This is a genomic window from Actinosynnema sp. CA-299493 (assembly GCF_050946825.1).
Taxonomy (GTDB): Bacteria; Actinomycetota; Actinomycetes; order Mycobacteriales; family Pseudonocardiaceae; genus Actinosynnema.
In genome coordinates this window covers 8,794,939-8,806,029 of sequence record NZ_CP191993.1, presented here as the reverse complement: position 1 = coordinate 8,806,029, position 11,091 = coordinate 8,794,939, and the positions used below count along the sequence as shown (strand labels likewise).

The following is an 11,091-nucleotide window of genomic DNA, read 5'->3' as shown; positions in this document are numbered from 1 at the left end:
GCCTGAACGGCGGCGGCTGGCGTTTCTACGACGGTGATCAGCGAACCGCGCGTCCTTCACCGAGGTGCATCCGCGCCAGGCTGGTGGCGAGGTCGTCGCCGTCGAGCAGCGCCGGGCCTCCTCGGGTCACCACCGAGCGCCACCCTGTTTCCGGTAGTGACAACGGTGGCCCCGCACCGACGAGCGCGAGGCCACCACCACGAAGATCAGGACGAGAAGAACAGCCCGCCCAGGCCGCGGTGCTTCCGGTGCCCGTAGTGGCCGCCGTGACCGCCGTAGCCCGGCGCGGCGCCCCAGCCCGGCTGCTGCACCGGCTGCTGCACGTAGTGGACCTGCGGCTGCGGCGCGACGGGCGGCGGCGGGGGAGCCATCTGCTGCTCGAGCCTGGTGATGGCCTCCAGCTCGCCGTAGTCGAGGAAGACCCCGCGGCAGCCATCACACTGCTCGATGTGCACGCCCATGCGGTCGAAGGTGCGCATGTTCGCATGACACTTGGGACACTGCATCGTGTGAGCCTCCTGCTCTTGACGCGATGAACCCGATATTAGCCGCGCCGAATGGGTTCGTGTGCCGACACGATCCGGGCGCAGGTCTCGATCAGCGCTTCCTGGGCGTCGTTCAACTCCGTTCCGTCGCGCTGCGCAGCGGAAAGGGCACGGGCCGCCATCTGCACCACCAGGGCGCGCGCGGGCGCTTCCAGCACCGACCACGGGTCGTCACGCGGCACGCCCGCGCCACCCGCGTCCAGGTACGAGCCGAGCAGCCGCCCCCACGCGTCGGCGTCGAGCACACCGGCCGCGTGCAGCGCGGCGGGCCGGGCCAGGTCCCACGCCGGGTCGCCGACGCCGAGGTCGTCCACGTCGATCAACCGGTACCCGTCCCGCCACACCAGCTGGCCGAGGTGCCAGTCGCCGTGGATGAGCGTGTCGCCGCCGTCGTCGAACTCCGGCAACGTCGCGAACGCCCGCCGCACCAGGTCGGCCGCCGGCGTGTCGAGCACCAGGTCGCGCACCGCCCGCTCCATCCGGGGCACGGCGCCGGCCAGGGGCACGGGAGGCGCGAAGTCGGCGGCGGTGAACCGGTGCAACGCGGCCAGCATGAGCCCCGCCGCCTCCATGGGCAGGTCCTCGGGCTCGCTCTGCGGCACGGGGGTGCCCACGGGCCAGGCCGTGACGACCCGGCCGAGCACCACGGCGGGCGCCGACCGCGGCGCGAGCAGGAGCCCGCCCACCCTGGGGTCGGCGGCCAGGCGGAGCCGCGCGGTGAGCACCTCCAGGTCCGTGCCCCGCTCGTGCGCCTTGAGCACCACGTCCGAGACCCGGACCACCACGACGTCGCCGCGCACCGCGAGCACCTCGGGCGAGGTGTCGGCGGCCACCAGCGCGGCCATGCCCGCGATGAGATCGGAGTTCACCCGTCCAGTGTGACCGGCCCCGCCCGGCCCGGGGTCACGGCCGCCGGCGACCCGCACCTCCACGATCGAGTACACGATCGGGTGAAACGGCGGTCACGCCGACCTGCGCCGTTCCCCGGTTCGTGTTCTGATTGCGGGTGAGTCGCTCTTCGGCCCCGAGGCCGGCCTCGTCGAGCGGACGGCGGTGAGATCCGTCACGACACCACTCCCGCGGTTGATCGGCGTGCGTCGCGTGCCCGCTCGATCAGGCGCGGCAGCGGATCCGTTTTGACCCGTGGGAACCAGGCGGGGTATCTTTGGTACTCGTGCCCGACCCATGTCGGGCCGCTCCGCGTGCCTACGCGCCAGTGGTGCTGGAAAGCCGGCCGCGGTGACCTCCACGCGTAGGGGCATCCTGGGATGTCGCCTGCGGACCTGGGGCGCTGTGTTGCACTCTCGGCACCGCCGAGGGCGGCGACACGCCCGACCTCGGGTGCAGAGAGGGACCAAGTAAACAGGGCTCGTCGCCCACGCGGCGGGCACGTAAAGGGAAGAAGCAGCCGGCGTATGCCAACGATCCAGCAGCTGGTCCGCAAGGGTCGGCAGGACAAGGTCGCCAAGCAGAAGACCGCGGCGCTCAAGGGCAGCCCGCAGCGGCGCGGTGTGTGCACCCGCGTCTACACGACCACGCCCAAGAAGCCGAACTCGGCGCTGCGCAAGGTCGCCCGCGTGAAGCTGACGAGCGGTATCGAGGTCACGGCTTACATCCCCGGTGAGGGCCACAACCTGCAGGAGCACTCGATGGTGCTCGTGCGCGGCGGTCGTGTGAAGGACCTCCCCGGTGTCCGCTACAAGATCATCCGCGGGTCGCTCGACACGCAGGGCGTGAAGAACCGTAAGCAGGCTCGCAGCCGCTACGGCGCGAAGAAGGAGAAGAGCTGATGCCCCGCAAGGGACCGGCCCCGAAGCGGCCGCTGATCACCGACCCGGTCTACAGCTCTCCGCTGGTGACCCAGCTCATCAACAAGGTGCTGGTCGACGGCAAGCGCTCGGTGGCCGAGCGGATCGTGTACGGCGCCCTCGAAGGCGCCCGCGACAAGAACGGCACCGACCCGGTCGTCACGCTCAAGCGTGCGCTGGACAACGTCAAGCCCGCCCTCGAGGTGAAGTCCCGCCGCGTCGGTGGCGCCACCTACCAGGTGCCGATCGAGGTCAAGCCGGGCCGCTCGACCACGCTCGCGCTGCGCTGGCTGATCACCTACTCCCGGCAGCGCCGTGAGAAGACCATGATCGAGCGCCTGATGAACGAGCTGCTCGACGCGAGCAACGGCCTGGGCGCGAGCGTCAAGCGCCGCGAGGACACGCACAAGATGGCCGAGTCCAACAAGGCCTTCGCCCACTACCGCTGGTGATGTGACGCCCCACCGGTCCCCCGAGGACCGGTGGGGCTCTCCCAGCCCTAGTGAGCCTGCTACCAGCTAGCTCAAGACAGGGGAAGACACCCGTGGCACAGGACGTGCTCACCGACCTGGCCAAGGTCCGCAACATCGGGATCATGGCCCACATCGACGCGGGCAAGACCACGACGACCGAGCGGATCCTGTTCTACACCGGGATCAGCTACAAGATCGGCGAGGTCCACGACGGCGCCGCGGTGATGGACTGGATGGAGCAGGAGCAGGAGCGCGGCATCACGATCACGTCGGCCGCGACGACCTGCTTCTGGAAGAACCACCAGATCAACATCATCGACACGCCGGGCCACGTCGACTTCACCGTCGAGGTGGAGCGCAACCTCCGCGTCCTCGACGGTGCCGTTGCCGTGTTCGACGGCAAGGAGGGCGTCGAGCCCCAGTCCGAGCAGGTCTGGCGCCAGGCGACCAAGTACGACGTCCCGCGCATCTGCTTCGTCAACAAGATGGACAAGCTCGGCGCGGACTTCTACTTCACCGTCCGCACGATCCAGGAGCGCCTGGGCGCGAAGCCGCTGCCCATCCAGCTCCCGATCGGGTCGGAGAGCGACTTCATCGGCGTGATCGACCTGGTCGAGATGCGCGCGCTGACGTGGCGTGGCGAGGTCCAGAAGGGTGAGGACTACACGGTCGAGGACATCCCGGCCGACCTCGCCGACAAGGCCGCCGAGTACCGCGAGGCGCTCGTCGAGGCCGTCGCCGACACCGACGACGCCCTCATGGAGATGTACCTCGCGGGTGAGGAGTTCTCCGTCGAGCAGATCAAGACGGGCATCCGCGCAATCGTCAAGAACCGCTCCGGCTACCCGGTGCTGTGCGGCTCGGCGTTCAAGAACAAGGGCGTCCAGCCCATGCTCGACGCGGTGATCGACTACCTGCCGGCCCCGCTGGACCTCCCGCCGGTCGAGGGCACGCTCCAGGACGGCGAGACGCCGGCCTTCCGCGCGCCGAAGACCGACGAGCCGTTCGCGGCGCTCGCGTTCAAGATCGCCGCGCACCCCTTCTTCGGCAAGCTCACCTACATCCGGGTCTACTCGGGCAAGGTGGCCGCGGGCACCCAGGTCATCAACTCGACCAAGGACCGCAAGGAGCGCATCGGGAAGATCTTCCAGATGCACGCCAACAAGGAGAACCCGGTCGACGAGGCCATGGCGGGCCACATCTACGCCGTCATCGGCCTGAAGGACACCACCACCGGTGAGACGCTCTGCGACCCGCAGTCGCCCATCGTGCTGGAGTCGATGACCTTCCCCGAGCCGGTCATCCAGGTGGCGATCGAGCCGAAGACGAAGGCCGACCAGGAGAAGCTGGGCACCGCGATCCAGAAGCTGGCCGAGGAGGACCCGACGTTCCGGGTCAACCTCGACCAGGAGACCGGCCAGACGATCATCGCCGGCATGGGCGAGCTCCACCTGGACATCCTGGTGGACCGCATGCGCCGCGAGTTCAAGGTCGAGGCCAACATCGGCAAGCCGCAGGTGGCGTACCGGGAGACGATCCGCCGCAAGGTGGAGAAGTACTCCTACACCCACAAGAAGCAGACCGGTGGCTCGGGCCAGTTCGCGAAGGTCCTCATCGACCTGGAGCCGCTGGAGAAGACCGAGGACGGCGCTCTCTACGAGTTCGTCAACGGGGTCACCGGTGGCCGCATCCCGCGGGAGTACATCCCGTCGGTGGACGCGGGCGCCCAGGACGCGATGCAGTACGGCGTGCTGGCGGGCTACCCGCTGGTGGGCGTCAAGCTGACGCTGCTCGACGGCGCCTACCACGAGGTCGACTCGTCGGAGATGGCGTTCAAGATCGCGGGCTCCATGGCGCTCAAGGAAGCCGCTCGCCAGGCGAGCCCGGCGATCCTCGAGCCGTTGATGGCGGTCGAGGTCACCACGCCCGAGGACTACATGGGCGACGTGATCGGCGACTTGAACTCCCGCCGTGGCCAGATCCAGGCCATGGAGGAGCGCAGCGGTGCCCGTGTCGTCAAGGCGCTGGTCCCGCTGTCGGAGATGTTCGGGTATGTCGGCGACCTGCGGTCCAGGACCCAGGGTCGCGCGAACTACTCGATGACCTTTGACTCCTACGCCGAGGTTCCCGCGAACGTCGCGAAGGAGATCATCGCGAAGGCTACGGGCGAGTAACCCCAACCGGAGCACCGCAGCACCACGCGGGCTCTCCGGGGGGATGCCCCGGGGTCCGCACAACCGACCCTGACGTGACGCCCGGCGGGCAGCAGTCCGCCCGCCGGGCTAAGCAATAGAAGTCCAGGAGGACATTCCAGTGGCGAAGGCGAAGTTCGAGCGGACGAAGCCGCACGTCAACATCGGCACCATTGGTCACATCGACCACGGTAAGACGACGCTGACCGCTGCGATTTCGAAGGTCCTGCACGACGAGTTCCCGGACCTGAACCCCTTCACGCCGTTCGACCAGATCGACAAGGCGCCGGAGGAGAAGCAGCGCGGCATCACGATCTCGATCGCGCACATCGAGTACCAGACGGCGAACCGGCACTACGCGCACGTCGACTGCCCCGGTCACGCCGACTACATCAAGAACATGATCACCGGTGCGGCGCAGATGGACGGCGCCATCCTGGTGGTCGCGGCGACCGACGGCCCGATGCCGCAGACCAAGGAGCACGTGCTCCTGGCCCGCCAGGTCGGTGTGCCCTACATCGTGGTGGCCCTGAACAAGGCCGACATGGTGGACGACGAGGAGATCCTGGAGCTCGTCGAGCTCGAGGTCCGCGAGCTGCTCTCCGAGTACGAGTTCCCCGGTGACGACCTGCCGGTCGTCCGCGTCTCCGCGCTGAAGGCGCTGGAGGGCGACGCCGAGTGGGGCAAGGCGCTGCTCGGCCTGATGGCCGCGGTGGACGAGAACATCCCGGAGCCGGAGCGCGAGGTCGACCGCCCGTTCCTGATGCCGGTCGAGGACGTGTTCACCATCACCGGTCGTGGCACCGTGGTGACCGGCCGCATCGAGCGCGGCATCGTCAAGGTCAACGAAGAGGTCGAGATCGTCGGCATCAAGGAGACCTCGAAGAAGACGACGGTCACCTCGATCGAGATGTTCAAGAAGTTCCTCGACGAGGGCCGCGCGGGCGACAACGCCGCGCTGCTGCTGCGTGGCGTGAAGCGCGAGGAGGTGGAGCGCGGCATGGTGATCATCAAGCCCGGCACCACCACCCCGCACACCGAGTTCGACGCGCAGGTCTACATCCTGTCGAAGGACGAGGGTGGCCGGCACACGCCGTTCTTCAACAACTACCGCCCGCAGTTCTACTTCCGCACCACCGACGTGACCGGCGTCGTGACCCTCCCCGAGGGCACCGAGATGGTCATGCCGGGCGACACCACGACCATGGCCGTGAAGCTGATCCAGCCGATCGCCATGGACGAGGGCCTGCGGTTCGCCATCCGCGAGGGTGGCCGCACCGTCGGCGCGGGCTCGGTCACCAAGATCATCAAGTGACCTGGCTCTAAATCTCACCCCCCGATTTGGTCTGCGCACCCGCGTGTGCGACCATTGACGGGTTGCTCGTCGGGGCGGCCGGTTCGAGTTCTGGACTCGGCCGCCCCGTCACGAGTGGGGTTTGATCTAGCAAGACAATCCCACAGGTTTCATCAGTGGGACCGGTCTGTGCGTTGGGGCGCGACACGCCCGACCGCGTGGACCGGGCACCGTGACACCGCTCGGTGTCAATCCTGAATAGGGGGCGGAGCGCGCCGGAGGTCCCGTGACCTCGTGCAAGGTGCCCGCACCGCAGCGGTACTAGAAGCAGAGGAACGGCAAGCCATCATGGCGGGACAGAAGATCCGCATCCGGCTCAAGGCCTACGACCACGAGGCGATCGACGCGTCCGCGCGCAAGATCGTCGAGACCGTGACGCGCACCGGCGCTCGGGTCGTCGGGCCTGTGCCGCTGCCCACTGAGAAGAACGTTTACTGCGTCATCCGCTCGCCGCACAAGTACAAGGACTCGCGCGAGCACTTCGAGATGCGCACGCACAAGCGTCTGATCGACATCCTCGACCCGACGCCGAAGACGGTGGACGCGCTCATGCGCATCGACCTGCCGGCGAGCGTCGACGTCAACATCCAGTAAGCGTTGGACGCGGCAGTGTTGATCCCATTTGGGGCGGAGAGTAACGAGACCCATGTCTGACAGGCAGGTTAAGGGCCTCCTGGGCACCAAGCTCGGCATGACTCAGGTCTTCGACGAGAACAACCGGATCGTTCCGGTGACCGTCGTCAAGGCCGAGCCGAACGTGGTAACCCAGGTTCGGACCCAGGAAATCGACGGCTACTCGGCCGTGCAGCTGGCCTTCGGCGCGATCGACCCGCGCAAGGTCAACAAGCCCGTCGCGGGCCACTACGCCAAGGCGGGCGTCACGCCCCGCCGCCACCTGGCGGAGCTGCGCACCACGGATGCGTCCGAGTACACGGTCGGCCAGGAAATCACCGCTGAGGTCTTCGAGGCCGGCGTGGTGGTCGACGTGGTCGGCACCAGCAAGGGCAAGGGCACCGCGGGTGTCATGAAGCGCCACGGGTTCAAGGGCCTCGGCGCGAGCCACGGCACGCAGCGCAAGCACCGCTCGCCGGGTTCCATCGGCGGTTGCGCCACGCCCGGTCGCGTGTTCAAGGGCCTGCGGATGGCGGGTCGGATGGGCCACGAGCGGGTGACCACCCAGAACCTCAAGGTGCACCGCGTGGACGCCGAGTCCGGCCTCCTGCTCATCAAGGGCGCCGTGCCCGGTCCCAAGGGCGGCACCGTGTTCATCAAGACCGCTGCGAAGGGTGGTGCCTGATCATGACTTCCGTTGAGATCCGCACCCCGGAGGGCAAGGCCGACGGCTCCGTCGAGCTGCCCGCCGCGATCTTCGACGCGCAGGCGAACGTGGCCCTGCTGCACCAGGTCGTCGTGGCCCAGCTGGCCGCGGCCCGCCAGGGCACGCACTCGACCAAGACCCGCGGCGAAGTCCGCGGCGGTGGCAAGAAGCCGTACCGGCAGAAGGGCACCGGCCGCGCCCGTCAGGGCTCGACCCGCGCGCCGCAGTTCGCCGGTGGTGGCGTCGTCCACGGCCCCCAGCCGCGTGACTACAGCCAGCGCACCCCCAAGAAGATGAAGGCGGCTGCTCTGCGGGGCGCCCTCTCCGACCGGGCGCGCGCCGAGCAGGTGCACGTGGTGTCGAGCTTCGTCGGGGGCGACACGCCGTCGACCAAGACGGCCCGCAAGGTGCTGGAGTCGGTGACCGAGGCCCGTCGCGTGCTGGCCGTGCTGCTGCGCACCGACGAGGTTTCGTGGGTCAGCCTGCGCAATCTGCCGCACGTGCACATCATCGCGCCGGACCAGCTCAACACCTACGACGTGCTGGTCAACGACGACGTGGTGTTCACCAAGGACGCGCTCGACGTGTTCCTGGCGAGCAAGGCCCAGCACGGGCAGGGCTCCGCCGAGGCCACCGCCGAGTCGTCCGAGGTCGACGAGGAGGCCGCGAAGTGATCCCCGACCACCGGGACATCCTGCTCGCGCCGGTCATCTCCGAGAAGTCCTACGGGCTGCTCGAGGAGAACAAGTACACCTTCGTGGTGGCTCCCGGCTCGAACAAGACCCAGATCAAGATTGCCGTGGAGAAGGTCTTCGGCGTCAAGGTCGTCAGCGTCAACACGCTCAACCGCCAGGGCAAGCGCAAGCGGACCCGGACCGGTTATGGCAAGCGCAAGGACACCAAGCGCGCCATCGTGACGCTGTCCGCCGAGAGCAAGCCGATCGAGATCTTCGGCGGCCCGGCCGCCTGATGACGACGAGGACTGCGTAGAGATGGGCATTCGCAAGTACAAGCCGACGACCCCCGGTCGTCGCGGTGCGAGCGTCTCCGACTTCGCCGAGATCACTCGGACGACGCCGGAGAAGTCGCTGGTCCGCCCGCTGCACGGCCGTGGTGGCCGCAACGCCTCGGGCAAGATCACGACGCGGCACAAGGGCGGCGGCCACAAGCGGGCTTACCGCCTCATCGACTTCCGCCGCACCGACAAGGACGGCGTGCCGGCCAAGGTCGCTCACATCGAGTACGACCCCAACCGCACCGCGCGCATCGCGCTGCTGCACTACCTCGACGGCGAGAAGCGCTACATCATCGCCCCGTCGAAGTTGCAGCAGGGCGACATGGTGGAGAACGGCCCGAAGGCCGACATCAAGCCGGGCAACAACCTGCCGCTGCGCAACATCCCGGTCGGCACGGTGATCCACGCGATCGAGCTCCGCCCCGGCGGCGGCGCGAAGATCGCCCGGTCCGCCGGCGCCAGCGTGCAGCTCGTCGCCAAGGACGGCCCCTACGCCCAGCTGCGGATGCCCTCGGGCGAGATCCGCAACGTGGACGTCCGGTGCCGCGCCACGGTCGGCGAGGTCGGCAACGCCGAGCACCAGAACATCAACTGGGGCAAGGCGGGCCGCATGCGGTGGAAGGGCAGGAAGCCCACCGTCCGCGGTGTCGCCATGAACCCGGTCGACCACCCGCACGGTGGTGGTGAGGGCAAGACCTCCGGTGGTCGCCACCCGGTGAACCCGGCCGGTAAGCCCGAGGGCCGCACGCGCCGCCGCAACAAGCCAAGCGACAAGCTCATCGTCCGGCGTCGTCGCACCGGTAAGAAGCGCTGAGCAGGGAGGGAGTGAAGGATGCCTCGCAGCCTTAAGAAGGGCCCCTTCGTGGACGACCACCTGCTCAAGAAGGTGGACGTCCTCAACGAGTCGGGCAAGAAGACCGTCATCAAGACCTGGTCCCGCCGGTCGACGATCATCCCCGACATGTTGGGCCACACGATCGCGGTGCACGACGGCCGCAAGCACGTGCCGGTGTTCGTCTCGGAGGCGATGGTCGGGCACAAGCTCGGCGAGTTCGCCCCGACCCGCACGTTCAAGGGCCACATCAAGGACGACCGGAAGTCGCGCCGTCGCTAGGCGACGAACTAGAGGAAGAGCAAGGGGAAGCAGCGATGAACGCCCGTAACGAAGCCGAAGCGCCGGAGTTCCCGCGCGCCGTGGCTCGGGCTCGCTACGTCCGTGACACGCCCATGAAGGTGCGTCGCGTCGTCGAGCTCATCAGGGGTCGTAGCGCCAGCGAGGCCCTGGCCGTGCTCCAGTTCGCGCCGCAGGCGGCATCTGAGCCGGTCCGCAAGGTGCTGCAGAGCGCCGTGGCCAACGCCGAGAACAACCTGTCCCTCGACCCCGACACCCTGTGGGTGTCGAAGGTCTACGTGGACGAGGGCCCGACCCTCAAGCGGTTCCGCCCGCGCGCCCAGGGCCGCGCCTACCGGATCCGCAAGCGGACGAGCCACATCACCGTCGAGGTGGAGAGCCGTCCGAAGAAGACCAGCGCGAAGGCCGGCGCTGACAGGAAGGGGGCTCGGTAGTGGGCCAGAAAATCAACCCGCACGGCTTCCGACTTGGTATCACCACGGACTGGAAGTCCCGCTGGTACGCCGACAAGCAGTACGCGGAGTACGTGGCCGAGGATGTCAAGATCCGCAAGCTGCTCTCCAAGGGCATGGAGCGGGCCGGCATCTCCAAGGTGGAGATCGAGCGCACCCGGGACCGGGTTCGCGTCGACATCCACACCGCCCGGCCGGGCATCGTCATCGGCCGCCGCGGCGCCGAGGCCGACCGCATCCGCGGTGAGCTGGAGAAGCTCACCAAGAAGCAGGTGCAGCTCAACATCCTCGAGGTGAAGAGCCCCGAGTCGGACGCGCAGCTCGTCGCGCAGGGCGTGGCCGAGCAGCTGTCCAACCGCGTGGCGTTCCGCCGCGCGATGCGCAAGGCCATCCAGTCGGCCATGCGCTCGCCCCAGGTGAAGGGCATCCGCGTGCAGTGCGGCGGCCGTCTCGGCGGCGCCGAGATGTCCCGCTCCGAGCACTACCGCGATGGCCGCGTTCCGCTGCACACGCTGCGCGCCGACATCGACTACGGCTTCTTCGAGGCCCGCACCACGTTCGGCCGGATCGGCGTGAAGGTGTGGATCTACAAGGGCGACATCGTCGGTGGCATCAGCGCCAAGCGTGAGCGTGACGCCGCTCCCGCGGCCGACCGCGCACCTCGCCGCGACCGTGCCGACCGCCCGAACCGGGCGCGTCGTTCCGGCGCCAGCGGCACCACCGCGACGAGCACCGAGGCCGGCCGGGCCGCTGCGGGCGACCAGGCCGCCGCGCCGACCGAAGAGAAGACGGAGGGCTGAGT

General features: G+C 68.5%; 14 protein-coding genes. 12 read left to right on the top strand and 2 right to left on the bottom strand.

All coding sequences use genetic code 11. The annotated features are described in order from the left end of the window. Positions 1 to 206: 206 nt before the first annotated feature. Positions 207 to 506: a TFIIB-type zinc ribbon-containing protein gene (locus ACQPYE_RS37895; protein ID WP_360464696.1), complete on the bottom strand. Its 300-nt coding sequence runs from the start codon at positions 504 to 506 to the stop codon at positions 207 to 209. Between the two features lie 38 nt (positions 507 to 544). Beyond that, complete coding sequence (locus ACQPYE_RS37890; protein WP_498717906.1) at positions 545 to 1,414, bottom strand: phosphotransferase; 870 nt, start codon at positions 1,412 to 1,414, stop codon at positions 545 to 547. Between the two features lie 546 nt (positions 1,415 to 1,960). Here ACQPYE_RS37890 and rpsL point away from each other — a divergent pair. From rpsL to rpsC, 12 genes are all read left to right on the top strand, one after another. Further along, a complete protein-coding gene (gene rpsL, locus ACQPYE_RS37885; protein ID WP_030473471.1) occupies positions 1,961 to 2,335 on the top strand; it encodes a 30S ribosomal protein S12 in 375 nt (124 codons plus the stop codon). Beyond that, the gene (rpsG, locus tag ACQPYE_RS37880; protein WP_184925513.1) at positions 2,335 to 2,805 is read left to right on the top strand and encodes a 30S ribosomal protein S7; all 471 of its coding nucleotides are present in this window, start codon (positions 2,335 to 2,337) and stop codon (positions 2,803 to 2,805) included. The genes rpsL and rpsG overlap by 1 nt, the downstream gene beginning before the upstream one ends. Positions 2,806 to 2,897: 92 nt before the next feature. Then, positions 2,898 to 5,000 carry an elongation factor G gene (fusA, locus tag ACQPYE_RS37875; RefSeq protein WP_498717905.1) on the top strand — a complete coding sequence of 701 codons (2,103 nt, stop codon included), beginning with the start codon at positions 2,898 to 2,900 and terminating at the stop codon, positions 4,998 to 5,000. A 139-nt stretch (positions 5,001 to 5,139) separates the two neighbouring features. Next, complete coding sequence (gene tuf, locus ACQPYE_RS37870; protein ID WP_498717904.1) at positions 5,140 to 6,333, top strand: elongation factor Tu; 1,194 nt, start codon at positions 5,140 to 5,142, stop codon at positions 6,331 to 6,333. A gap of 327 nt (positions 6,334 to 6,660) precedes the next feature. Then, positions 6,661 to 6,966 carry a 30S ribosomal protein S10 gene (gene rpsJ, locus ACQPYE_RS37865; RefSeq protein WP_003938093.1) on the top strand — a complete coding sequence of 102 codons (306 nt, stop codon included), beginning with the start codon at positions 6,661 to 6,663 and terminating at the stop codon, positions 6,964 to 6,966. A 52-nt stretch (positions 6,967 to 7,018) separates the two neighbouring features. Beyond that, positions 7,019 to 7,669: a 50S ribosomal protein L3 gene (rplC, locus tag ACQPYE_RS37860; RefSeq protein ID WP_498717903.1), complete on the top strand. Its 651-nt coding sequence runs from the start codon at positions 7,019 to 7,021 to the stop codon at positions 7,667 to 7,669. 2 nt (positions 7,670 to 7,671) lie between these two features. Then, positions 7,672 to 8,364 carry a 50S ribosomal protein L4 gene (gene rplD, locus ACQPYE_RS37855; RefSeq protein WP_498717902.1) on the top strand — a complete coding sequence of 231 codons (693 nt, stop codon included), beginning with the start codon at positions 7,672 to 7,674 and terminating at the stop codon, positions 8,362 to 8,364. After that, positions 8,361 to 8,660, top strand: coding sequence for a 50S ribosomal protein L23 (rplW, locus tag ACQPYE_RS37850; RefSeq protein ID WP_053715234.1), 300 nt, complete (start codon positions 8,361 to 8,363; stop codon positions 8,658 to 8,660). The genes rplD and rplW overlap by 4 nt, the downstream gene beginning before the upstream one ends. A gap of 22 nt (positions 8,661 to 8,682) precedes the next feature. Further along, positions 8,683 to 9,519 (top strand): 50S ribosomal protein L2, encoded by an 837-nt coding sequence (gene rplB / locus ACQPYE_RS37845; protein WP_077011035.1) that lies wholly within the window; start codon positions 8,683 to 8,685, stop codon positions 9,517 to 9,519. Between the two features lie 18 nt (positions 9,520 to 9,537). Beyond that, positions 9,538 to 9,819: a 30S ribosomal protein S19 gene (rpsS, locus tag ACQPYE_RS37840; protein WP_033436717.1), complete on the top strand. Its 282-nt coding sequence runs from the start codon at positions 9,538 to 9,540 to the stop codon at positions 9,817 to 9,819. Positions 9,820 to 9,854: 35 nt separating this feature from the next. Next, entirely contained in the window at positions 9,855 to 10,271 is a 417-nt protein-coding gene (gene rplV, locus ACQPYE_RS37835) for a 50S ribosomal protein L22 (protein WP_053715232.1), read from the top strand. Further along, positions 10,271 to 11,089 (top strand): 30S ribosomal protein S3, encoded by an 819-nt coding sequence (gene rpsC, locus ACQPYE_RS37830; protein ID WP_053715231.1) that lies wholly within the window; start codon positions 10,271 to 10,273, stop codon positions 11,087 to 11,089. Before rplV ends, rpsC begins: the two co-directional genes overlap by 1 nt. Positions 11,090 to 11,091 lie beyond the last annotated feature (2 nt).

Coding starts and splice junctions, on each gene's coding strand:
- rplD (WP_498717902.1), top strand. CDS start 7,672: ATGACTTCCGTTGAGATCCGCACCCCGGAGGGCAAGGCCGACGGCTCC.
- rplB (WP_077011035.1), top strand. CDS start 8,683: ATGGGCATTCGCAAGTACAAGCCGACGACCCCCGGTCGTCGCGGTGCG.
- rpsJ (WP_003938093.1), top strand. CDS start 6,661: ATGGCGGGACAGAAGATCCGCATCCGGCTCAAGGCCTACGACCACGAG.
- ACQPYE_RS37895 (WP_360464696.1), bottom strand. CDS start 506: ATGCAGTGTCCCAAGTGTCATGCGAACATGCGCACCTTCGACCGCATG.
- rplV (WP_053715232.1), top strand. CDS start 9,855: ATGAACGCCCGTAACGAAGCCGAAGCGCCGGAGTTCCCGCGCGCCGTG.
- rpsG (WP_184925513.1), top strand. CDS start 2,335: ATGCCCCGCAAGGGACCGGCCCCGAAGCGGCCGCTGATCACCGACCCG.
- rpsS (WP_033436717.1), top strand. CDS start 9,538: ATGCCTCGCAGCCTTAAGAAGGGCCCCTTCGTGGACGACCACCTGCTC.
- rpsL (WP_030473471.1), top strand. CDS start 1,961: ATGCCAACGATCCAGCAGCTGGTCCGCAAGGGTCGGCAGGACAAGGTC.
- rplC (WP_498717903.1), top strand. CDS start 7,019: ATGTCTGACAGGCAGGTTAAGGGCCTCCTGGGCACCAAGCTCGGCATG.